Raw genomic sequence first — 23364 nt, 5'->3', positions numbered from 1 at the left:
ACCTTGTTTTTATAAAAATATTTTATTCTTAATCAAAAAAGGTGTTTTTTTACTACTCTTTTGGTTTAGGCATCCCCAATACTGTTGTATGAAAATCTGCTGGGGTTATTGCATTATCTACGTTAAAATCACCTATTTTGGTTCTTCTTAAAGCAGATAAATACCCACCACTTTGCAGTGCTTTACCAAAATCATTTGCTAAAGAGCGTATGTAGGTACCTTTACTACACACTACTCTAAACTCTATTTCTGGCAAATTAACTCTTGTAATTTCAAATTCAGTAATCTCTACCTCTCTAGATTTTACCTCTACAGCCTGCCCTTCTCTAGCGTACTCATACAAGCGTTTACCATCTTTTTTTAATGCTGAAAAAACTGGTGGCACTTGTTGTATTTTTCCAATAAAATTAGTTGTTGCTGCGTGTATTTTTTCTGTAGTTATATGTTCTGTTGGATAAATCTTTTCCACTGCGGTTTCCATATCATAAGACGGTGTGGTTGCCCCAACAGTTATGGTTCCTGTATACTCTTTTATTTGGCCTTGTAGTGTAGGTATTTTTTTGGTGAATTTACCTGTGCATATAATTAATAAACCCGTAGCTAGTGGATCTAAAGTACCAGCGTGACCAATTTTTATTTTCTTTAAATCAAATTTTCTGCGAATACCCCATTTTAAAGCGTTTACTGCCTGAAAAGATGACCAAGTTAACGGCTTATCTATAAGCAATATTTGTCCTTCTAAAAATTCTTCTTTAGTTGTCACGCTATAAAAATTAGATTATTATTAACGGGTGTACAAAGTAATGAATTGCTAATATAGCCAACCCAACTACAATACGGTAATAACCAAACATTTTAAAACCGTGTTTACTTAAATACCCTATAAATGTTTTTATGGCTAATAGTGCAACTAAAAAACCAACTACATTACCAATTATTAACAAGTTAATTTGCTCTCCTGTTAAGGTGTACCCTAGCTTATAAAAGTCGTAACTCTTTTTTAATGTTGCGCCTAACATTGTAGGTACTGCTAAAAAAAAACTAAACTCTGCCGCTACAGTTCTAGATAGTTTTTGAGACATACCACCCACTATACTTGCACCACTTCTACTAACTCCTGGTATCATAGCCAAGCACTGAAAAAAACCAATTTTTAATGCGGTTAAATACGTAATTTCTTTTTCTTCAGAGTCCGCAAACCAATGGTCTACTCGTAATAAAATAACACCACCTATTACTAAGGATATGGCTACTGTTAACGGGTTTTCTAGTAATGAGTCTATTACATCACTCAACAACAACCCTAAAACTACTGCAGGTATAAATGCTACCAATAGTTTTAAATAAAAATCTACACTCTGAAAAAAGCGCTTAAAGTAAAGTACAACTACAGATAGTATGGTTCCTAATTGTATTACTATGGTAAATAATTTTGTAAATTCTTCTTGGGCAATACCAAAAAAAGAAGAAACTATAATCATATGCCCTGTAGATGATACTGGTAAATACTCAGTTATACCTTCTACAATTGCTAAAATAATTGCTTGTAATATGTCCAAAATTTAGTTTTTCTTCTTGTGCGGATTTAACAAAATGGCATACACCTCTATGCCTAAACCTATTAGCACCAAAGTTGGTGCTAGGCGAATTCTTCTAAAATTATATATTTCAGGATTAAAAACATTAGGATCATCACTACCACCACCACTCATTAAAACAAAACCCAGTGTAAGAAAAACTAGGCCAATAGCCATAAAAATGTAATTCTTTTTCTGAAAAATAAATTCTTTTTTAGAGCTTTCTTCTGTGGTGCTATTATTTTTTTTCATTTTGTAAAAAATTTAATCCTTGTTTAATTTTTAACAGTGCAAATCTAATAATATAAATCGTCTGTCCTAAGATTTAAGAAACGTTGTGTAGCTAAAAATGTACTTATAAACGAAATTAAGACGCCTAAAACAAAAATAGCTGCAAAAAGCAACGCTAAAGTTGTTGGGTCTTTAAGCAGTGTTAACTCCGGAAAAAAATCGTTTACGTAATATATAGTCACCGCCAAACCTATCATTGCAATTAAGGCTCCCAACATACCCAATTTTATGTTTGTCCATAAAAATGGTCTACGTATAAAACGCTTTGTAGCCCCAACCATTTGCATTGTTTTTATAATAAAACGTTTAGAGTAAACAGACAGGCGTATAGAGCTGTTAATTAACAAAAATGCAATAAATGCAAATATTCCGCTAGCTACCAAAATCCATAAACTAATTTTTTTAACATTATCATTTAATAATGATATCAAAGGCTTATCATAACTAACCTCTTCTACATAGTCTTTTTCTTGTATGGCTTCTGCTATTTCTTCTATTTGCGTAGGAGATACAAAATCTGCTTTAAGTTGTACATCTATAGAGTTCTTTAAAGGATTATATCCTAAAAACTCTATAAAATTTTCACCAATAGCTTCTGTATGTTGTTCTGCAGCTTCCTCTTTAGACACAAATACTGCTTGCTTTGTATAGTCTGCCATAGCTAAACTTTTTTGCAATTGGTCTATTTCTACCTGTTTAGCCTCATCCTTCAAAAATACAGAAACCGTAATTTGCTCTTTAAAATGATCTGCCATTTTTTTGGTATTAAGCACCAACAAACCTAGCACACCTAGCAAAAACAACACTAAGGCTATACTAAGCACTACAGAAAAATAGGAGGAAATTAACTTCCTTTTTTGATAACGTTCAAAAGATTTACTCATAACTTATAACAATACGTAAAAATAGTAAAGTAATTTGTAATAATACATTTTAAAGGTATTTGTAATTAGTAATCTACAAAAAACAAGAATAAGCTTATTGTAAATTAACACTTTTTGGCATAGTAGTTGTAAAATCCTACAAAACAAAAAACATATAATTATGAAAAAAACTACCTTTTTACTTTTAGCAGCTCTTTTTGTTTATAGCAGTAATGCCATTGCTCAAAAAATAAATTATGGCGCAAAAGCAGGTTTAAATGTTTCTAATTTGTACGGCAACAATCAAGACAAAAATAGCCTTGTTACTTTTCACGCTGGTTTCTTTACTCAAATCGAAATTTCAGAAAAGCTAAATATTCAACCAGAGCTACTGTACTCTAGGCAAGGTGCAGATTTAAACAGTCTGTACAAAGCAAAATTAGACTACATATCTATTCCTATTCAATTTAAATACAACGTATTACCTAAGTTCTTTTTACAAGCCGGTCCACAGGTTTCTTTTTTAGTTTCTGATAAAGCTGTTTTTTATGACGACAATATTGGCACTTTAGATACAGATGCCAAAAGTGTAGATTTTGGTTTTAACACTGGTTTTGGACTTAATTTAGGTGCTGGTATTTTTACAGAAGCAAGGTATAATTTTGGCATTACTACAGTTGCAGAAAACCCAGATATTAAAAACGGCGTGCTACAAATTTCATTAGGCTATATCTTCTAAAAAATATCATTAAACACCTTGTTTTGCAGGGTGTTTAAGTTTTTACATACTAGTAAAAGCAATAGTAGGCTGTTTGGCTTGTAATTCTTAAATTTGCCCCATTCTAAATAGCAGAAGACAAGCATATGAACTACGATTTTAAAGAAATTGAAGCCAAATGGCAAAAATATTGGGCAGAAAACCAAACTTTTAAAGCAGAAAATAATTCTGATAAAGAAAAATTTTATGTTTTAGATATGTTCCCTTACCCGTCTGGTGCTGGGTTACACGTTGGCCACCCACTTGGGTATATTGCCAGTGATATTTATGCTCGTTACAAAAGACACCAAGGGTATAATGTTTTACACCCAATGGGGTACGATTCTTTTGGCTTACCAGCAGAACAGTATGCTATACAAACAGGGCAACACCCTGCAATTACTACCAAAACTAATATAAACAGGTACAGAGAACAACTAGATAAAATTGGTTTTTCTTTTGACTGGAGTCGTGAAGTACGTACCTCTAACCCTGATTATTACAAATGGACACAGTGGATCTTTATTCAGCTATTTAACTCTTGGTACAATAACAACACCAATAAGGCTGAAGATATTTCTACACTTGTTACTTTGTTTGAAAAAGAAGGAAACGCAACCGTAAATGCTGTTTCTGATGATGATATTAGTGTTTTTACTGCTGATGAATGGAACGCATTTGACACTAAAAAACAACAAGAAATTTTATTACAGTACAGGCTAACATACTTAGCAGAAACCGAAGTTAACTGGTGCCCTGCTTTGGGAACAGTATTGGCTAATGATGAAATTATAAACGGAGTATCAGAACGTGGCGGACATCCTGTTATTCGTAAAAAAATGACACAGTGGAGTATGCGTATTTCTGCTTACGCACAACGTTTGTTAGACGATTTAAATACCATAGACTGGCCACAACCTTTAAAAGACTCACAAACAAACTGGATTGGGAGGAGTCAAGGTGCATCTGTTACTTTTAATGTAAAAAATCATAAAGAGCAAATAGATGTTTTTACCACTCGCCCAGATACTATTTTTGGTGTTAGTTTTATGACTCTTGCTCCAGAACATGAGCTAGTAGCAACCATTACTACTCCAGAACAAAAAGCAGAAGTAGATGCTTACATACAAGCAACTGCAAAACGTAGTGAGCGCGAGCGTATGGCAGATGTAAAAACTATTTCTGGCGCATTTACGGGTGCCTATGCAGAACACCCTTTTACAAAAAAACCTATTCCTATTTGGATTGGAGATTACGTATTAGCGGGCTACGGTACCGGAGCAGTAATGGCTGTACCTTGTGGTGACCAACGCGATTATGATTTTGCTAAACATTTTAATATTCCTATTCCTAATGTTTTTGAAGGCGTAGATATATCTGAAGAAGCACACGCAGATAAAGACAAAACTATAATTACCAATTCAGATTTCCTAAACGGTTTACCGTACAAAAAAGCAATGAAACTAGCCATTTACGAGCTAGAAAAAATAGGACACGGTAAAGGTAAAATTAACTACCGCTTGCGAGATGCTGTTTTTAGCAGACAACGTTACTGGGGAGAACCTTTTCCTGTGTATTATGTAAATGGTATGCCACAAATGATAGACGCTAAACATTTACCTATTACCTTACCAGAGGTAGAAAAATACTTACCAACAGAAACTGGCGAACCACCACTAGGTAATGCTAACGTTTGGGCTTGGTGTACTAAAGAAAATAAAGTTGTAGACAATAGTAAAATTAACAATGAAACTATATTTCCGTTAGAGTTAAACACAATGCCAGGTTGGGCAGGTAGTAGTTTTTACTTTAACCGCTATATGGACCCTAATAATACAGATGCCATATTTTCTGATGATGCTATTAACTATTGGCAAGATGTAGATTTATATATTGGTGGTAGTGAGCACGCAACCGGTCACTTATTATATGCACGTTTTTGGCAGAAATTTTTGTTTGATAAAGGCGTTGTTCCTAAAAATGAGTTTGCTAAAAAACTGATTAACCAAGGAATGATTACAGGTACGAGTGCTTTTGTTTATAGAGTACTTCTTGGATTTTCAGGAGGAAAAGACTTTGGAAAAACAGAAATCGGAGAAAATTTAGATAAGGTATATTTATCATCAGCATTAATTAACGAGTTGCAACAAATATATTCAGAAAATAATTTAGATCAAGCTTTTGAAATCCCTATGAGAAGAGATGGTTTTTTAAATGATACTATTGATTTAAAAATTGAAAGCAAAGGTTTAAATTTATTTAGAGATTCTTTATTTCAGAAAACAAGTTTAAATACTGAAGAAATAACATTTGGATTAAAGTCAATTTTACCTATTCACGCAGATGTTTCTTTTGTAAATGCTTCTGATGAATTAAATATTGAAGCTTTTAAAAACTGGAGAGAAGAATATAAAGACGCTATTTTTATTGGAGAAAACGGTGAAGTTATTGATGGTGACAATGACAAATATATTGTTGGTCGTGAGGTAGAAAAAATGTCTAAATCCAAATACAATGTGGTTAGTCCAGATAGTATTTGTGAAGAATATGGCGCAGACAGCTTGCGTTTGTACGAGATGTTTTTAGGCCCACTAGAGCAATCTAAACCTTGGAACACTGCTGGTATTACAGGTACACACGGTTTCTTAAAAAAATTATGGCGTTTATATTTAGATGATAATGGCGCTAAATTTACAGATGCTGCACCAACAAAAGACAATTTAAAAACATTACACAAAACCATTAAAAAGGTTGCAGAAGACATAGAGAACTTTTCTTTTAACACATCTGTATCTACATTTATGATTTGCGTAAACGAGTTGTCTAGTCAAAAATGTACTAGCAAAGAAATTTTAGAAGCCTTAGCTATTTTAGTTTCTCCTTACGCTCCGCATATAGCAGAAGAGTTATGGCAGCAACTAGGACACAACACTTCTATTGCTACAGCTCCTTTTCCTAAGTTTGATGCATCACACCTTGTAGAAAGCAGTAAAGAATATCCTGTTTCTTTTAATGGTAAAATGCGATTTAAACTAGAGTTACCTTTAGACTTATCTAAAGATGAAATTGAAGCTACAGTAATGGCACACGAAAAAACTATTGCTCAATTACAAGGTCGCGAACCTAAAAAAATAATTATAGTTCCTGGAAAAATTATAAATATCGTGGGGTAATAACACAAAAAAATCAATTTAATTTTACATACACCCCTGTTTTTACAGGGGTGTTTTTATTAAAAGTGATTATTTTAACCTCACACCCCTTATTTTTATCGATTAATTAGAAATACTTTTAATAATTAATTTAATTTAGCACCAAAATCTAAAATAGTTAATTATGATTGTTGGTATTCCTCAAGAAATTAAAAATAACGAAAGCCGAGTTGGTATGACACCAGGTGGGGTTTTTGAATTGACAAAAAATAACCATACTGTTTATGTACAGTCTGGAGCTGGTTTAGGCAGTGGTTTTAGCAATGAAGATTACCAGCAAGCTGGCGCAGCTATTTTAGACACTATTGCTCAAGTGTACGCAATGAGTGATATGATTGTAAAGGTAAAAGAACCTATAGAAGAGGAATACAACCTTATAAGAGAAGGACAAATTTTATTTACATATTTTCATTTTGCATCTAGTGAAGCACTAACTAAAGCAATGATTAAGCAAAAAGCCATATGTATTGCTTACGAAACTGTTGAAGACAATGACGGCACTTTGCCACTACTAACTCCAATGTCTGAAGTTGCAGGAAGAATGGCAATACAACAAGGTGCAAAATACTTAGAGAAACCAGTTAAAGGTAGAGGTGTACTTTTAGGTGGCGTACCTGGTGTTGCTCCGGGTAAAGTTTTGGTTTTAGGCGCTGGTGTTGTTGGCGTACAAGCTGCTAAAATGGCAGCTGGTTTGGGCGCACACGTCACCATACTAGATGTAAACATGAAACGCTTACGTTATGTTAATGATGTAATGCCACCACACGTTACAACAGAATTTTCTAACGAGTTTAATATTAGAAAACACATAAAAACACATGATCTTATTATTGGCGGTGTGCTTTTAAAAGGTGCTAAAGCTCCAAACCTTATCACCAGAGATATGCTAAAAGAAATGAAACCAGGTACTGTAATAGTAGATGTTGCTGTAGACCAAGGAGGCTGTGTAGAAACTACCAAACCAACTACCCACCAAGATCCAATTTACATTATAGATGATGTTGTACACTACTCTGTAGCTAATATGCCAGGAGCTGTACCATACACATCTACAATGGCATTAACCAATGTAACACTGCCATACACCTTAAAACTAGCCAACTTAGGGTGGCAAGCAGCTTGTGAACAAGATGCCTCTTTACACAAAGGTTTAAACATTGTATCAGGAAAAATAGTTTACAATGAAATTATTGAAGCTTTTGGCTGGGAAGAAGCATTAGCATAAATACAAACAACTGTCAGTAAAATAAACCTCGCTAAATTTGGCGAGGTTTTTGCTTTTTAATTGTTATATTTATTTTTTAAAACACAAACTATGTATACATATTATATTATTATAGGTGCAGTTGCTTTAGTGAGCTGGATTGTTAGCAACAGGCTAAAAAGCAAATTTAAAAAGTACTCTAAAGTACAATTGCGCAACGGTATGAGTGGCGCAGAAATAGCAGAAAAAATGTTGGCAGATAATGGTATTAGAGACGTAAAAGTTATCTCTACCCCTGGTATGCTTACAGACCATTATAACCCAGCAAACAAAACCGTAAACCTTAGTGAAGGTGTTTACAACCAACGTAATGCTGCTGCTGCTGCAGTTGCTGCACACGAATGCGGACACGCTGTGCAACACGCTACAGCTTACCAATGGCTAACAATGCGTTCTAAATTAGTGCCAGTTGTTAGTGTAACATCAAGTATGTCTCAATGGGTAGTTTATGGTGGTGTTGTTCTAATGGCGGTATCTGGTGTTGCTGGCGGTGTAGGATTTTGGATAGCAGTTGCCGGTTTGGTAATGATGGGCTTTGCCACATTGTTTAGTTTTGTTACTTTACCAGTAGAATACGATGCTAGTAACCGTGCATTAGCTTGGTTAAAAAACAAAAATATGCTTAGCCAAGAAGAATATGCTGGCGCAGAAGACGCATTAAAATGGGCTGCCAGAACATATCTTGTAGCTGCTTTAGGTGCTTTAGCATCATTAGTGTATTGGGCTTACCAAGTATTTGGACGAGATTAATTTTTATAAAAAATACAAAAAGCAAAAAGGGTGTCTACTTAAAGACACCCTTTTTTATTGGACATAATGACGTTCTAAAAAATTCCCCCAAACCATTAGAACTAACTGTAGTTAGCGTTATACATTACGCCCAATTATGCGTTGCTAAATGTTTATGTTTAGGTACAAAGACAATCTATTTTTTACCTCAACCTTACCATTATTTAAATCTTGATCTATTGGCAACATTGTAGTTACCCCTAACGAGTATGTTTTGTAACTAGCCTCTACACTAAATTTTCCAAAAAAAACATTACCTCCTGTGTTTAACACTGTTAATCCGTAAGACTCATCTTCATCATAATTTTCTCCACTAACACCAACTGCAGGCGTTAATGCAAAATCATTAGACAAGTAATATGTTTTATAAGTATTTAAACCATAGTTTAACTGATTACCAAACTGATAATCTTTAGTGTTTTTTGTTTTAAACGTATAATTTACCATTGCAGACATCCCCCAATTGTTATGTGTAAGTCCGTAATTAACTGCAGTAACATAATCCCAACTTCCGGTTCCTAATTGAAAACTAGTGTTTACACTTCCGGTATTATTAGCCCTATCAAAACTACCGGTTGGCATTTTTACTCCACCACCAACTTGTAAAGAGTGCTGCGGACCAACAACCATAATACTATCTTGCTTTGCTAAAATTTTATAAAACCCCAGCAATGTAATATCTCCCAAACCATCAATATTTTGAGAAGACTCATTTGCAAACTCTCTATTATGAAAATGATAAGGAACTATAGCGTTAACTAAAAAACGCTTACCCAAAGGTATTCTACCCCAAGCCTGTAATGTATTAAAGTTTTCATCTATCCAAGGTGAATTGTTAAATATACCATCTCTAGACCTGTAACTTTGAGATATGTAACGCACACCTGCAAAATTGGTGTCTAAACCAGTACCAAACCCCATACTACCACCATTACCACTACAGCCACAAGTATCGCAAAAGTCTTCAAAAACGTAATGCTTTGTTGTTGCTGTTGCTGGCAAACTGTCTGTTGGTTCTGTTTTATGCATTGCAAACGCATTACACGCAACCAATAGACACGTTATTATTGTTAAATTTTTCATATTCTATTTTTCTGAAAATCGTTCGTCCGTTAAAAAAGTATTATCTGTAAGGGTGTTTAAAAAGGCAATAATTGCCACCCTTTCCTCTGCTGTTGTAGCAATACCCAATCTCTCACCACTACGCAATAAAGGATCTAAGGTTTGCGAGTCTACAACTCCACTATCATAAAAAGCAAGTACCGCCTCTAAAGACCCAAATCTACCATCATGCATATACGGTGCAGTAACCGCAATATTTCTAAGGCTGGGCACTTTAAACTTATAATTGTCCTCTGCAAAACCAGTTACTACACTCCTACCTAAATCATTTAATTTGGTATTGGGTTGCAAACCATTATTTCTAAAACTACCATCAGAAAATAATGCTGTAGCGTGACAACTAGCACATTTTTGCTCAAAAAGTACCAAACCTTGCTGTTCTATCTCTGTTAGTTGCACTTGGTTATTTATGTACTTATCATACTTAGCATCTGCAGAAATCATAGTGACCATAAACTGTGACAACGCTAACAAAAAATTTTCAGAATTTACCTCACCATCTTCAAAAGCCGCAGCAAAAAGTGCTTTGTAGTCCGGTTTATTTTTCAGCTTTGCTATCACATTTTCTAAGGTCTCATCCATTTCTACCTCTGTAGTAATAGGAATTACAGGAAAAAGATCTAAATGACCCGTTGCACCATCCCAAGCAAAATTTTCTAAAAAAGCCATATTTTGTACAGGAGGTGTATTTCTTGTCCCTTCTAAATCGTTTACGCCATGACTAAATGTATGTCCGTGATGAGTAAACGCATATTTTTGTTCATGACAAGTACCACATGAAACCGTACCTGTAGAAGACACTGCACCTTCATAAAACAATTTACGGCCAAGTTCTATTCCGTTTTTTGTTAACGGATTGTGAGCTAAATTATAAGTTACTTCAGGGAAATGAGCAGGCACCTCTAACTCTACCGGAATATTAGTATACCCATCATCATCACTCTGGCAACTTACAAAAGCCATTACAACCAAAAAGAAGCTAATTTTTTTCATTACAACTAAAAAAAGAAATAATAGGTGCCACAAGCCCAGCTAAAACCAAAACTAAAACCAGGCCTGCAACACACAATTATTAATTAGTGACTGCTGTTACCAGCTTCGTTGTTGTGTACATGATCTATTTTAAATGCTAACGGCACATTAGTTGCCACTTTCACTGCACCTTCGCCACCCATTATAGCATTGTCATATGCCTCTAAACTTACAACCTCAGTAGCTGTTAAAAGTTGATTTGCATCTGTAATAATATGTACTTCTGGAGCCATTACTTCATTTACAATAATTGCAGAACCAGAAGGCACCTCTATAGTAGTTTCTGTATAGTTTGTAACCTCATCACTAGCTCTACCTAAGTGTACCCAGAACTGCTCATCTGTAGTTGTGTTAGATGTGTAAGTACCTTCAAAATTAATGTACTTGTAACCTGCTGCCCAAGACCACGTCATGTCATACTCACCAGCAGCATCCCAAAACTCTCCTGCTCCGCTTAATCCCTGGTTGTACTTTTCTTTATCTACACCAATACCAAATTTAACAGCTGTGTATGTACCTGCTGGCACATCTTCTAAAACTACTTTTGTATTGTCTGCCAACTCATCATTAGAATCTTCACTAATAATAAAGTAGCTACTTTCTTTTGGGTAAGTGTACTCCATACCATCCTCATCTATTAAAACAATATTACTTACTATGTAATTTAAACGAGATACGGTTAAGGCCTCACCATTAGCATTTTCTGTATTAGCATTACCTATTATTAAATTGTTTCCTGCAAAACCATTATCAAATTCTAGTGTAACTTGTCCTGGGTTAACATTGTCCATTTCTCCGTCATCATCAGATGAGCAAGATGCCAATGCAATTAAACTAAAACTTATTACTATCGATTTTAAAAATTTTGTTTTCATTTTAAATTTTTACTATTTCCTTATTTTTTATGTGATTTTATTAGATGTTTAGCTTATAAAAAAGAATTAAAATAAAGGCGTGAATACTTAAGAAAAGAATCACCTGAATTATTTTTTTAATAAAATAAACTGAGACGTTGTTAAGCTATAGGCTGATTAAAAAACAGCACAACAAATGATGATTTTTCAATAAAAACTGAAAAAGCAACACAAACAATAAGCTTAACTAATAAAATTTAAGAAATAGGAGGACGTAAAAGGCTAAAAACCGATTTAAAATGATAGTTACTCTCTGCAGAAAGTATTTTTGATTTTTTTTGAGGTGAAATTTGTGTGCTTACAAAAACATCTTGGTTATTTTGATGAAATAACAACTGAAATTCTGACTTTACAACAGCCTGCTCATTGTGTTCTTCTTGCGTAGATTTTTCTATAGATTTCATTAACGCACATTTACCATTACATTCTAGTTCTGGTTTATCTTGGTTAATACACAGTACTTTAGAAATATAGTCATAATTAACCACATACTCCATAAACGGAAATATTGGCTTTAAGCAAATAACAATTGCAATTATGAGTAAGGTCTGTTTCACGCCGCAAATTTACAATTAAAAAAAATTAAACCTAGAACATTTGTCATAAATAGCTACAATTATATTTGTATTTGCCTATCTATTTGCTGGTTTAAAGAAATAAAAGTTTCGGTTCTAGAAACACCTTGTATTTGCTGTATTTCTTTATTTAAAACATGCATAAGATGCTCATTATCTTTACACAACACTTTTATTAAAATAGACCAGTTGCCTGTAGTATAGTGGCACTCTAAAACCTCTGGAATTTTCTCTAGCTCCTTAACAGCCTTTGGGTTGCTCATTGCCTTATCTAAAAAAATACCAATGTATGCCATTGTAGTATACCCTAAAACTTTTGGGTTAATAACAAACTTAGAACCAGACATTAGTCCAGATGTTTCTAACTTACGTAAACGTTGATGGATAGCTGCACCAGAAATTCCTATTTTACGAGCAATTTCTAAAATAGGCTTACGAGCATCTTGCATAAGATACCTTATAATTTTTTTGTCTATTCCGTCAATTTTTATTCTATCGTTATCAAATTTCATAAGTTTAGCTATAAATTAACTGTAAATATACTTAAATAGCGTTAAATGTTAACTATGTAGTTTAGCAGAATTGTATCCTTTATATTCTGTGTTATACTCTTTAAATACAATCCCAAAATTCTGTAATTCTTTTAAAATAGGGTCATACACCTCTTTGGTAATAGGTATTTGTACACCGTAAGTTTTTATTTTGTTATTTAAAATTAACAGAGCTGCCATTGCTACCGGTAAACCAACAGTTTTTGCCATAGCTGTATGCGTTTGGTTTTTACCCAAAGCAACCATATTAGAATCTATTTGCTTGTTTTCTCCGTTAAGGCTGTACCCAAATTTATGGTACATCACAATCATATCTTTATCATCCTTATCTAGTGTCCAGCTTTGTTCTAAAATTTGCTGTAGTATTTGTGCTGGCGTCCCATTTTTAAGTGTTATAAATTTGGTGTCGTCAAAAAGATGTAGTTCTAACAACTTGCCCCACATTACATCATCTTGATCTATTTTTAAGTAATGGCGTAGTTTTAGCTCTACAGAATCTGTTGGTGAGTACGGTAAAAATAAATTTGTAAATGCCCTGTAGCTCATATTCTCAGAGTTTTCAATAGTATAGCTATCATCTGTCATTCCTAATTCTACAAGCATATTCCACGCCTTAGAAAAACCAACGCGGCGCATAGTGCCTCTGTATAAGGTAAGCACATCTTGCAAACCATACGCTTCTCTGTATTTTAAAGAATCTCTGTTTGCATACCCCTCAAACCTACCAAAACCTTCTACATTAAAAAACTCTGTTCTTCTAAACAGTTTATTATAAGGTATATATTTATAGGTGCCTTCTTGTATAAATTTTGCCGCACCACCTTGCCCAGCAACCACTACGTTTCTTGGGTTCCAAGTAAATTTATAGTTCCACAAATTAGTATCGCTCTCCGGCGCAACCAAACCACCTGTAAAAGACTCAAACAACAACATTTTACCTCCTTTTTCTCTAATACTGTCTATTACTTGCATAGCACTCATATGGTCTATACCAGGATCTAGGCCAATCTCGTTCATAAAAACAAGCTTGTTGTCTTTTACCTGTTTATTTAAACCAAGTAACTCATCACTAACATAAGATGCTGTAACCAAATGTTTTTTAAAACTAACACAATCTTTAGCTACTTGTATGTGTAAACTTGCTGGCAACATAGATATTACTAAGGTTGCCTTTTGTACCAGTTTTTGTCTTTCTTCTATATTAAAAATATCTAAACCAACTACACTACAAGCCTGATGATTTGCTATATGTGGCGCTATATTTTGTGGTTGTAAATCTGCAATAGTAATATGTAAGCTTTCTTCAGCAGCTTTTTCTAGTAAATAATCTAATAAATAAGCGGTAGATTTTCCGGCACCTAATACAAGTATTTGTCTTAACATATGTTTTATTACTTTTGGTTGTGATACTGATACAATGATCAGTTTTGTTACATTTATAAATTTACAAACGTTTTTTGTTATGAACAAAACAATTTTAAGTGCTGGAGTATTTTTTGGCTTTACTGCAGTAATTTTTGGAGCCTTTGGTGCACACGGATTAGAGAATTTGGTAGATGCTAAAGCAATAGCATCATACAAAACAGGAACACAATACCAAATGTACCACGCACTTTTATTGTTGATTTTAGGTGTACTACCAAAACTTACAGAAAAGCATAAAAAGCAAATTTTTTACGTTTTGGTAATAGGTATTTTTCTGTTTAGTTTTTCTATATATATTTTAAGTATTGATACAATTTTAGGATTTAATGCAAAATCTATAGCACTTGCAACTCCAATTGGTGGATTATTTTTAATAATTGGATGGTTTTTATTGGGTTATCGTATTTTTAAACATTTTAACTAAACATTTGACAATTAAACTATATAACTGCAAAATTTTTTTAGCTTTGCATTAACAAAAAAACTAAAACTATGAGCACTTATAGTCCAGACACGAAAACGATTTCGTTGGAGGAATATGGTATTACAAGCACTGACATTAATTATCAATTATCTCCGTCAGAATTGCACAAAATAACTTTAGATAAAGGTATGGGTAAAGAAGCTTCTTCTGGAGCTTTAGCAATTAATACTGGCGAATTTACAGGTAGATCTCCTATGGATAGATTTATTGTAAAGGATGATGTAACTGCTGACAAAGTTTGGTGGGGAGATATTAACATTCCTTTTGCACCAGATAAATTTGATGCACTTTATGATAAAGTGATTGATTATCTAAACGAAAAAGAACTTTATGTAAGAGATGCTTATGCATGCGCTGATAAAGATTACAAGTTAAACATTAGAGTTATTAACGAGTACCCTTGGTCTAATATGTTTGCTTACAACATGTTTTTAAGACCAACTGTAGAAGAGCTAAATGGCTTTGACCCAGAATGGACTGTTGTTAATGCCCCAGGTTTTATGGCAGACCCAGAAGTAGATGGTACACGCCAACACAATTTTGCAATTTTAAACTTTACAAGAAAAATTGCTTTAATTGGTGGTACTGGTTACACAGGAGAAATTAAAAAAGGTATTTTTTCTGCGTTAAACTTTATTTTACCTGTTTACAAAGACACATTGCCTATGCATTGTTCTGCAAACGTTGGTAAAGATGGTGACACTGCTATTTTCTTTGGATTATCGGGTACAGGTAAAACTACCCTGTCTGCAGATCCTAACAGAAAATTAATTGGTGACGATGAGCACGGTTGGACTAATGAAAACTCTGTTTTTAATTTTGAAGGTGGTTGTTACGCTAAAGTAATTAACCTATCTGCAGAAAACGAACCAGAAATATTTGGTGCCATTAAAAAAGGTGCTATTCTAGAAAATATTGTAATGGATGATAAGGGCGCTGTAGATTTTGCAGACACCTCTATTACTCAAAATACAAGAGTTAGTTACCCTATTTATAATATAGAAAACATACAAGAACCATCTATAGGTACTAACCCTAAAAACATATTCTTTTTAACAGCAGATGCTTTTGGTGTACTGCCTCCAATATCTAAGTTAACTCCTGCACAAGCTGCGTACCATTTTATATCTGGTTACACAGCAAAAGTTGCAGGTACAGAAGCTGGTGTTGTAGAGCCGGTACCATCTTTTTCTGCTTGTTTTGGTGCACCATTTATGCCATTACACCCAACTAAATATGCAGAAATGCTAAGTGCAAAAATGCAAGAAGCTGGGGTTAATGTATGGTTGGTTAATACTGGCTGGACAGGCGGACCTTACGGTGTTGGTACACGTATGAAATTAAAGTACACACGTGCTATGATTAATGCAGTATTAAATGGTGACTTAGGTTTATACTCTTATGACAAATACCACATACACTCTGTATTTGGTGTTGCACAACCTAGAGAGTGTCCTGGTGTACCTACAGAAGTACTTAGCCCAAGAACAACTTGGAATAATGATGAAGAGTACTACAAAACAGCTTTTAAATTATCTAACGCGTTCCGCGAAAACTTTAAAAAGTTTGAAGCCTACGCTAATGAAGAAATTAGAAGAGGTGGCCCACAACGCTACGCATTTTAAATACAACACTGTACCTAATACAGCTTAATAATTTTAATTACAGATCCAGAGGAGCTAGCTTCTCTGGATTTTTTGTATTTAAAAGCATACGTTTTATCAGCTATACTAAAAAAGTGCTTTATCACTTATTTACATTTTTAAAATAAAAAAATAATTATAAATTGTAGGAAAATTAAACGCTTAAAACTTAAATGTGCGTTTATACAGCCGTATTGGAGGAATAAACGCAATACATTGAGGTTATTGAGTAGTTAGCCACAAGCTAAAGAAACAACCGAACTCAAAATTGAATAACATCGAAAAAACGGAAATTATATACACCCACTTTGAAAAGTTTATTACACTTTCAGAAAAGTTAAAATCTGAACTTTCAAAACGAATAAAACCGATTGAATTTAAAAAAGGAGAACTTGTTTTAGATGCAAACAATATTTCTAAAAAAAGTTATTTCATTAGTAAAGGTATTTTAAGAACTTATTTTATTAAAGATGGAAAAGAAATCAGCGAATATTTTTCAGGAATAGATGAATGGGTTAATTCACCAAGAAGCTTTACACAAAGAGAAAAAGACATCTACTATATTGATGCAATTGAAAATACCGAAGCTTATTTTATAAATGTAAACGACCTTGTATATCTTTTTGATAATTTTCCAGAAATGGAACGTTATGCTCGTTTATCAATGGGGACAGTTTTTGGTCATTTTATGGAGCGTATTACCTCAATGAGATTTACTTCTGCTAAAGAAAAATACAATCACTTTCAAGAAACTTACTCTAAGATTTATCATCGTATTCCTTTAGGAATGGTTGCCTCTTATTTAGGAATAACGCAAGAAACATTAAGTAGAATTAGGGCTAAAAAGTAATTATTTGATTTAGGTCAAAAGTTCTAATAATTTAAATCACGAACTTTAACTCTAAATTAAAACTCATAATGAAGAAAAGAACGAAAAGAATATTATTAATCCTTACGCTAGCTTTAATCTCAGGAATAGTTTACATATTTACGTATATACCGAATTTATCAAAACAACATGGAGTTGTTGAAACTCTATTATATTTAGGAGATTCTGAAAATCAACCTTTAATTGTAGCTTTTGGTGGTGCAGAAGGTGGAATTGATTGGCATAGAAACCATATGAAAAGTAAGAGAGACAGTCTTATTCAAAAAGGTTATGCGATTTTAGCTATTGGATATTTCAATTCAGAAGGAACACCGAAAAATCTCGACAGAATTTCACTTGATGCAATTTCAGATACGATAATCAACATTGCCAAAAAAAATTCTAAAATTAATGAATCAAAAATTGCACTTATTGGAGGTTCTCGTGGTGGAGAATTAGTCTTAAATTTAGCTAGTAGATTTGACCATTTCAATGCTGTTATTGCAATGTCAACATCGAATGTAAGCTTCCCTGCAATTACTTGGTCTGCAAACACTTCTTCTTGGACTTTCAAAGGAAAAGACGTTCCTTATGTCCCAGCACCTTTAAAAACAATCTCACCTGCATTAAAAGGAGATTTATTTACTGCTCATAAAATGATGCTTGAAGACAAAAAAGCTTTAAAAAAAGCTGAAATTGAAGTTGAAAATATTAACGGAGCTATATTGATATTATCAGGTAAAACCGATGACCAATGGCCAGCTTCAGAAATGTCTGACCAATTAATCCAAAGACTGAAAAACAAAAAATTTAAGCATTACAATAAACATATAGCAATAGATGGTGGGCACATAGCACCTTTGGAACATTTTAATCTTGTATATGATTTTTTAGACAAGCATTTACCAACTGAATAATAAAAGCCAGTGGCTAACAAGGTATAAAAAACATAGGGTAGTTTAGGCTTACCAAAAGGTCTGTGTCTATTTATAAAGTCGCCAAATATAAAATTTGGTATTTTCAACAAAAAAGATAAAAGCAAAATATTATATTTGGCTTAGTACCAAACCGAAACGTATCGCTTATCAACTGCCCTACGTTTCTTATACTGAACGTTGGCATTAATTAAAAAATACATCTGCTGTACTCAAGAAATTACCCCTATTTTAATATTAATTGTTTTTAACATCATCAAACCAATGTTCAAAAAAAATTACTCATTCTTTCAACTATTATTTTTATAACGGGATGTTCTAATAACGATATTGAAAAAAAAATAATTGATGGGAAAACTTACTACATTATAGATTCTAAAGAAGATTTAATATGGTTATCTAACCCTAATTTATTTTTAAAATTTGATACATCTTCATCACAAAACAAACTTGATGATGAGGATAAATTAAGGTTTAAGTGGAGTGCTAATTACCTACAAACCAATAACATTGACTTAAAAACTAAAAAAGAAGAAAATACTCTTGGATTTACGCCTATTGGTTCCAAAAGGATTCCTTTTTCCGGAACTTATAATGGAAAAGGCTACAGTATTTCTAACTTGTATATTAATAGACCAGAACAAGACCAAGTAGGCTTATTTTCTGCATTAGAAAATTGTACTTTAGATAGTATTAATTTAGTTAATATTTCCATTACTGGTAAAACTAGTGTTGGGGGTTTAGCTGGTAAAGACCATAAATCTTTAATTAGTAATTCTCATGTTAATGGAACCCTAAAATCTGAAGATTTCTTTTTGGGGGGATTAATTGGTGAAAAAAAAAGTGGAAAAATAACTTACTCTTCTTTTAAAGGAAAACTAGAAGCTAATAAGAGTTACGTTGGTGGTCTAGTCGGAGATTTGCAAGAAGCAATTATTACCAATTCTAATTCCATTGGTGAAGTTATAGGTTGGCGAAATATAGGAGGGATTGCGGGTAGAAATTCAGGAGATTACGACTATGATAATGGATCAAGTCAAAATGAAATAGGTCCAGGTTCTATAAATAATTGCTTTTCTTCAGCAACTATAAAAGGTAAGAGAGAAATAGGAGGTATTGTAGGTCAAAGCTCGATTGGTTCTATATTTTATTGTTACTTTAATGGGAGTGTTTTTGGAAATTATGCTACTGGAGGCATTATAGGAAATGATACTTCTAGCTTAGTTTTTAATTGTTACAATAGCGGGTCAATTAATTGTACTGAAGAATATGCTGGTGGAATTGTTGGTGAAATGAGAGATATTTATCATGAATATGATTCATTTATAGACCTAACATACTCAACAGGAAATATAAAAGGTAAAAAATTTGTTGGAGGCATTGTTGGTTCTATAAAAGGCAATATTAATAATTCGTATGCTACAGGTGATGTTATTGGAGAAAAAAATGTTGGAGGTGTTGTAGGTGAATTAAATTTTAATGGGCTAATATCAAACACAAGTGCTATTGGAAAAATAACTGGAAAAGAAAATGTGGGAGGAATAGCAGGAGTAATTTCTGGAATGCTTGAGTTTAGTGAAAATGATGAAGTATTTTTTAAAACATTAGCAAATGAATTAAAAAACAGTTTAGGCAACGTTGGAGCTCAAGTAACAACAAAAAATGCAGGTAACAAAAGCTATGCTATAGTTAAAAACTGTTATTGGAATAAATTACTAACAAATCAAAATAGTGGTATTGGTAAAATACGTTATTCCAAAAACAACAAAAGGTTTATAAATGGCACTAAATCACTAACAAAAGCTGATTTTTTAAAAGAAGTTAGTTCTCTGAAAGCTCTAGGCTATAAATATGAAGCACTTTATTTGGAGATTGAAAAAAAATGCAAATATTAGTGGTTTTTATCCTTTTTAAAATTGACAGAAAATCGCGACTCAAAAAACAGGTCATAGAAATAATAACTAAAGATAACAATACCTATAAACAATACGGGCTTAGGTGTTTAACCCAAAGGTCTGTGTTTAATTATAAAGTCGCTAAATACTAAACGTTATCGTCTAGTTTATCACCTTTACTAATTTCCTATAGTTAGTTTTTAATTTGGTGTGTATTCACTAAATTAGGCAATTAATCCGGCTAACAAAACAAACCTGTACAGCAATGTAAACAGCATACTTACAATTATGAAAACCTATCTAAACATTGCAGACTTATTAAAAGACTTAAACGTAAAAAGTGAGTCTATACATCCTGGTTTTCATATTTTTAAATTTAACGAGACCAGCAAAATTGCCGCTGATGCACTCAATCCACATTTAAAAACATTTTTTACTATAGATTTTTATGCAGATAACCTATCTAAACGGCAAATAGGAACCACAAAGGTTGAAGACTTAACCAATTCAATAGCTTTTAATTCGCCTTTACAATTATTTTCGGTACACACCTCCAATGGTATACCAGGTGAAGAAGGTTATTCCTTGCTTTTTGGGGCTGATTTCTTTTAACCTAAAAAACATCAATACGAAATTCAGCACGAGTTTCCTTATTTTAAATTGAACTCTAATCCGGCTTATAAATTATCACAGTTAGATTTACCTTTAATTAAAAACCTGTTTGATACCATTTATGAAGAATTTAAAAAGGACGATTCCCATAAAGTAGAAATAGTACGCTCTTACGTGCTGGTACTTTTGCTTCAAATAAAACGTGTGGTGGGTAATGCTACAGAATTGGTGCAATTAAAACGTTACCAAGAAATTACAGCCAATTTTGAAGAATTAATCCTTAGAGAAACTTCAAAATATAAAACCATTGCAGAATATGCAGATCAATTAAACATTACTCCCATTTACTTGTCTGAATGTGTAAAAAAAGCAACAGGAGTAACGGCTAAAAAAATCTTATCTAACTATATGACCTTACGCGCTAAGGCTTTGTTACAGCAAACTACCAGCTCAGTTGCCCAAATTGCGTATGAAATGGGTTTTGATGAGCCTACCAATTTTATCAAGTTTTTTAAAAACAACGAAGGCATTACACCTGCCGCTTTTAGAAAACTACCTTAAAAAGTATCATTTTCTCTAAAATACTCACCTTATACAGGGTTTTGTTCTGCTCTAATTTTGTCCCATAACAAATTAGAAGAGTATAATGAACACCATACAAACAAAACCTTTAAGCAATAAGTTGTTATTTATAATGGCAACTGCCATTGCGGCAACGGCAGCTAATTTATATTACAATCAGCCTTTAATTCCGTCTATTGGAGAATCATTAAGACTTAGCGAAAGTGTGCTAGGTTTTATACCCTCTGCATCGCAAATTGGGTATGCAATGGCTATATTTTTTATTTCCCCTTTGGGTGATGTAATGAACAGAAAAACAGTGATAAGAAACTTATCTATCACTTTGGTTATAGCATTACTGGGCGTGTATTTTGCTCCAAATTTTGGCATTTTAGTGGCAGCTACTTTTGTGGTAGGTTTGGGAGCCAATATTACGCAACAATTGCTGCCACTGGGTTCGTCTTTAGCTACACCAGAGAATAAAGGCAAAGTAGTGGCTACATTAATGACGGGTTTAACCACAGGTATATTATTGTCTAGAACTTTAAGCGGATTTATAGCTGAGCATTTTGGTTGGCGCAGTGTGTTTTTAACTGCTGCCGTTATTGCCGCTATAATAGGTGTTGTGCTACACGTTTACTTACCATCAAACAAACCTACGGCAAAACTAAAATACAACCAGTTACTGGCATCAATGTTCACCTTGGTAAAAACCAAACCACTTTTACGCGAAGCCGCTTTTGTAGGTGCACTTTGGTTTGCTGCCTTTAACGCTATGTGGGCAACTATTGCTATACACGTTATGGAAGAACCTTTTTCGTTATCGGTACAGCAAGTAGGTCTGTTAGGGTTTGTTGGTGCTGCCGGAATTTTTGGCGCTAAAATAGCGGGCAAATGGGCAGATAAAATTGGAGCTAGAAAGGTAATGACCGTTTCCATTAGTTTGGTGTTGGTAAGTTTTGTGGTGCTTGCATTAGGGCAAAATAATATGGTGGTGCTTTGTATTGGTATTGTACTGCTAGATTTGGGCGTGTTTGGTTCTCAAATACCAAACCAGGTGCGTGTTTTTTCGGTAGATGTAAATGCACAAAGTAGAGCCAATGCCATTTATATGCTTTTTTATTACATAGGGGCATCTGCAGGTTCTGCATTGGGTGTATCTGTAATTAGCAAGTTTGGCTGGACAGGACTTACCATTTTTGGATTTGCTTTAGCTGCAATTGCCCTTCTTTTTCATATTTCAAAAAAATCAAAATAAAAAACCAATTGAAATTGCAATACGCTTTCAATTGATAATAAACACATTCACTTTTTAAAAATTATACAAATGAATACAGAACATACAAATTTACAAGACGCTTTAAGTGCAAAACAAGCAGCTTGGGAATCCAATGCTTCCAAGGAACAAAAAAGAAATGACAACTGAAAACCTTGAGGCTATTGTAGCTACCCAATTTTTAGAAAATGCGGTAAACGTTGGAGATAAAGTAATCAATTTTACATTAAAAAATGCCTTGGGAGAATGCACCAACTTACAGTCGGTTTTAGACAACGGACCTGTGATTTTAACGTGGTACAGAGGTGGTTGGTGTCCGTACTGTAACATTACCTTACAGTACTTGCAAAACAGTCTGCCAGAATTTAAAAAATATGGTGCAAATCTTTTGGCTTTAACTCCAGAATTGCCAGACAAATCTCTTAGCACATCTGAAAAGTACGATTTACAATTTGAAGTTTTAAGCGATGTGGGAAACAAGATTGCCAAACAATACGGACTGGTGTATAAACTAACCGATGCGCTATCTGAAATATACCAGAACAAATTGGGCTTAAAAAATTACAATGGCGATGACAGTAGCGAACTACCTATTACAGCTACTTATGTTATAGATGCAAAAGGTATTGTGCAATATGCTTTTCTTGATGCTGATTACCGTAAAAGAGCAGAAATTTCAGAAATCATAGACGTATTAAAAACACTTTAGTTGAACTAT

General features: G+C 33.6%; 23 protein-coding genes. 13 read left to right on the top strand and 10 right to left on the bottom strand.

Translation table 11 applies throughout. From position 1 onward, the window contains the following. Window positions 1–52 precede the first annotated feature (52 nt). The 4 genes from truB to KLA_RS11620 are packed head-to-tail and all read right to left on the bottom strand — an operon-like array spanning window position 53 to window position 2752. Window positions 53–763, bottom strand: coding sequence for a tRNA pseudouridine(55) synthase TruB (gene truB, locus KLA_RS11635; RefSeq protein ID WP_034646058.1), 711 nt, complete (start codon window positions 761–763; stop codon window positions 53–55). 10 nt (window positions 764–773) lie between these two features. Beyond that, entirely contained in the window at window positions 774–1559 is a 786-nt protein-coding gene (locus KLA_RS11630; RefSeq protein ID WP_013620481.1) for an undecaprenyl-diphosphate phosphatase, read from the bottom strand. 3 nt (window positions 1560–1562) lie between these two features. After that, entirely contained in the window at window positions 1563–1829 is a 267-nt protein-coding gene (locus KLA_RS11625; RefSeq protein WP_013620482.1) for a DUF3098 domain-containing protein, read from the bottom strand. 44 nt (window positions 1830–1873) lie between these two features. Continuing rightward, window positions 1874–2752 carry a cell division protein FtsX gene (locus KLA_RS11620; RefSeq protein WP_034646055.1) on the bottom strand — a complete coding sequence of 293 codons (879 nt, stop codon included), beginning with the start codon at window positions 2750–2752 and terminating at the stop codon, window positions 1874–1876. A gap of 160 nt (window positions 2753–2912) precedes the next feature. Between KLA_RS11620 and KLA_RS11615 the strand changes: the two genes are divergently transcribed. The 4 genes from KLA_RS11615 (at window position 2913) to KLA_RS11600 (ending at window position 8714) form a co-directional block, all read left to right on the top strand. Next, a complete protein-coding gene (locus KLA_RS11615) occupies window positions 2913–3470 on the top strand; it encodes a porin family protein (protein WP_034646053.1) in 558 nt (185 codons plus the stop codon). Window positions 3471–3595: 125 nt separating this feature from the next. Continuing rightward, window positions 3596–6661, top strand: coding sequence for a leucine--tRNA ligase (locus tag KLA_RS11610; protein WP_034646051.1), 3066 nt, complete (start codon window positions 3596–3598; stop codon window positions 6659–6661). Between the two features lie 163 nt (window positions 6662–6824). After that, on the top strand, window positions 6825–7925 hold the full coding sequence (gene ald / locus KLA_RS11605; protein WP_034646050.1) for an alanine dehydrogenase: 1101 nt from the start codon (window positions 6825–6827) through the stop codon (window positions 7923–7925). A gap of 90 nt (window positions 7926–8015) precedes the next feature. Beyond that, window positions 8016–8714: a zinc metallopeptidase gene (locus tag KLA_RS11600; RefSeq protein ID WP_013620487.1), complete on the top strand. Its 699-nt coding sequence runs from the start codon at window positions 8016–8018 to the stop codon at window positions 8712–8714. 144 nt (window positions 8715–8858) lie between these two features. On the opposite strand, the gene KLA_RS11595 is transcribed toward KLA_RS11600, so the two are convergent. The 6 genes from KLA_RS11595 to KLA_RS11570 all read right to left on the bottom strand — a co-directional run bounded on the left by KLA_RS11595 (window position 8859) and on the right by KLA_RS11570 (window position 14330). Next, window positions 8859–9836 (bottom strand): transporter, encoded by a 978-nt coding sequence (locus KLA_RS11595; protein ID WP_034646048.1) that lies wholly within the window; start codon window positions 9834–9836, stop codon window positions 8859–8861. Between the two features lie 3 nt (window positions 9837–9839). Then, window positions 9840–10868, bottom strand: coding sequence for a cytochrome-c peroxidase (locus KLA_RS11590; RefSeq protein ID WP_034646045.1), 1029 nt, complete (start codon window positions 10866–10868; stop codon window positions 9840–9842). A gap of 83 nt (window positions 10869–10951) precedes the next feature. Further along, window positions 10952–11782, bottom strand: a complete 831-nt coding sequence (locus tag KLA_RS11585) for an MbnP family protein (RefSeq protein WP_034646044.1) — start codon at window positions 11780–11782, stop codon at window positions 10952–10954. Window positions 11783–12018: 236 nt separating this feature from the next. Further along, window positions 12019–12378 carry a hypothetical protein gene (locus KLA_RS11580; RefSeq protein ID WP_141103727.1) on the bottom strand — a complete coding sequence of 120 codons (360 nt, stop codon included), beginning with the start codon at window positions 12376–12378 and terminating at the stop codon, window positions 12019–12021. 59 nt (window positions 12379–12437) lie between these two features. Further along, window positions 12438–12908 (bottom strand): Lrp/AsnC ligand binding domain-containing protein, encoded by a 471-nt coding sequence (locus KLA_RS11575; RefSeq protein WP_013620492.1) that lies wholly within the window; start codon window positions 12906–12908, stop codon window positions 12438–12440. Window positions 12909–12956: 48 nt separating this feature from the next. Next, window positions 12957–14330: a saccharopine dehydrogenase family protein gene (locus KLA_RS11570; RefSeq protein ID WP_034646041.1), complete on the bottom strand. Its 1374-nt coding sequence runs from the start codon at window positions 14328–14330 to the stop codon at window positions 12957–12959. 79 nt (window positions 14331–14409) lie between these two features. Between KLA_RS11570 and KLA_RS11565 the strand changes: the two genes are divergently transcribed. From KLA_RS11565 to KLA_RS11525, 9 genes are all read left to right on the top strand, one after another. Then, the gene (locus tag KLA_RS11565) at window positions 14410–14796 is read left to right on the top strand and encodes a DUF423 domain-containing protein (protein ID WP_034646039.1); all 387 of its coding nucleotides are present in this window, start codon (window positions 14410–14412) and stop codon (window positions 14794–14796) included. A gap of 68 nt (window positions 14797–14864) precedes the next feature. Continuing rightward, the gene (gene pckA / locus KLA_RS11560; RefSeq protein ID WP_034646038.1) at window positions 14865–16481 is read left to right on the top strand and encodes a phosphoenolpyruvate carboxykinase (ATP); all 1617 of its coding nucleotides are present in this window, start codon (window positions 14865–14867) and stop codon (window positions 16479–16481) included. Between the two features lie 286 nt (window positions 16482–16767). Next, entirely contained in the window at window positions 16768–17349 is a 582-nt protein-coding gene (locus tag KLA_RS11555) for a Crp/Fnr family transcriptional regulator (protein WP_034646035.1), read from the top strand. Between the two features lie 68 nt (window positions 17350–17417). Next, window positions 17418–18284: an alpha/beta hydrolase family protein gene (locus KLA_RS11550; RefSeq protein ID WP_013620496.1), complete on the top strand. Its 867-nt coding sequence runs from the start codon at window positions 17418–17420 to the stop codon at window positions 18282–18284. 638 nt (window positions 18285–18922) lie between these two features. Beyond that, on the top strand, window positions 18923–20197 hold the full coding sequence (locus KLA_RS11545; RefSeq protein ID WP_034646033.1) for a hypothetical protein: 1275 nt from the start codon (window positions 18923–18925) through the stop codon (window positions 20195–20197). A 288-nt stretch (window positions 20198–20485) separates the two neighbouring features. Further along, window positions 20486–20809, top strand: coding sequence for a hypothetical protein (locus KLA_RS11540; protein ID WP_034646031.1), 324 nt, complete (start codon window positions 20486–20488; stop codon window positions 20807–20809). Between the two features lie 48 nt (window positions 20810–20857). Next, entirely contained in the window at window positions 20858–21370 is a 513-nt protein-coding gene (locus tag KLA_RS11535) for a helix-turn-helix domain-containing protein (protein WP_034646029.1), read from the top strand. 85 nt (window positions 21371–21455) lie between these two features. Then, window positions 21456–22628 (top strand): MFS transporter, encoded by a 1173-nt coding sequence (locus KLA_RS11530; RefSeq protein ID WP_034646027.1) that lies wholly within the window; start codon window positions 21456–21458, stop codon window positions 22626–22628. Window positions 22629–22761: 133 nt separating this feature from the next. Further along, window positions 22762–23355 (top strand): peroxiredoxin-like family protein, encoded by a 594-nt coding sequence (locus KLA_RS11525; protein WP_235183554.1) that lies wholly within the window; start codon window positions 22762–22764, stop codon window positions 23353–23355. Window positions 23356–23364: the final 9 nt, after the last annotated feature.

This window comes from Cellulophaga geojensis KL-A (genome assembly GCF_000568425.1).
Lineage (GTDB): Bacteria > Bacteroidota > Bacteroidia > Flavobacteriales > Flavobacteriaceae > Cellulophaga > Cellulophaga lytica.
Note: the sequence above shows the minus strand (reverse complement) of the source record. Positions and strands in the feature narration are given on the sequence as shown.

Bases quoted from the DNA above. Each gene is read 5' to 3' on its own strand.
- KLA_RS11625 (WP_013620482.1), bottom strand. From the start codon at position 1,829: ATGAAAAAAAATAATAGCACCACAGAAGAAAGCTCTAAAAAAGAATTT.
- KLA_RS11620 (WP_034646055.1), bottom strand. From the start codon at position 2,752: ATGAGTAAATCTTTTGAACGTTATCAAAAAAGGAAGTTAATTTCCTCC.
- KLA_RS11615 (WP_034646053.1), top strand. From the start codon at position 2,913: ATGAAAAAAACTACCTTTTTACTTTTAGCAGCTCTTTTTGTTTATAGC.
- KLA_RS11610 (WP_034646051.1), top strand. From the start codon at position 3,596: ATGAACTACGATTTTAAAGAAATTGAAGCCAAATGGCAAAAATATTGG.
- ald (WP_034646050.1), top strand. From the start codon at position 6,825: ATGATTGTTGGTATTCCTCAAGAAATTAAAAATAACGAAAGCCGAGTT.
- KLA_RS11600 (WP_013620487.1), top strand. From the start codon at position 8,016: ATGTATACATATTATATTATTATAGGTGCAGTTGCTTTAGTGAGCTGG.
- KLA_RS11595 (WP_034646048.1), bottom strand. From the start codon at position 9,836: ATGAAAAATTTAACAATAATAACGTGTCTATTGGTTGCGTGTAATGCG.
- KLA_RS11590 (WP_034646045.1), bottom strand. From the start codon at position 10,868: ATGAAAAAAATTAGCTTCTTTTTGGTTGTAATGGCTTTTGTAAGTTGC.
- KLA_RS11585 (WP_034646044.1), bottom strand. From the start codon at position 11,782: ATGAAAACAAAATTTTTAAAATCGATAGTAATAAGTTTTAGTTTAATT.
- KLA_RS11575 (WP_013620492.1), bottom strand. From the start codon at position 12,908: ATGAAATTTGATAACGATAGAATAAAAATTGACGGAATAGACAAAAAA.
- KLA_RS11570 (WP_034646041.1), bottom strand. From the start codon at position 14,330: ATGTTAAGACAAATACTTGTATTAGGTGCCGGAAAATCTACCGCTTAT.
- KLA_RS11565 (WP_034646039.1), top strand. From the start codon at position 14,410: ATGAACAAAACAATTTTAAGTGCTGGAGTATTTTTTGGCTTTACTGCA.
- pckA (WP_034646038.1), top strand. From the start codon at position 14,865: ATGAGCACTTATAGTCCAGACACGAAAACGATTTCGTTGGAGGAATAT.
- KLA_RS11550 (WP_013620496.1), top strand. From the start codon at position 17,418: ATGAAGAAAAGAACGAAAAGAATATTATTAATCCTTACGCTAGCTTTA.
- KLA_RS11540 (WP_034646031.1), top strand. From the start codon at position 20,486: ATGAAAACCTATCTAAACATTGCAGACTTATTAAAAGACTTAAACGTA.
- KLA_RS11530 (WP_034646027.1), top strand. From the start codon at position 21,456: ATGAACACCATACAAACAAAACCTTTAAGCAATAAGTTGTTATTTATA.
- KLA_RS11525 (WP_235183554.1), top strand. From the start codon at position 22,762: ATGCTTCCAAGGAACAAAAAAGAAATGACAACTGAAAACCTTGAGGCT.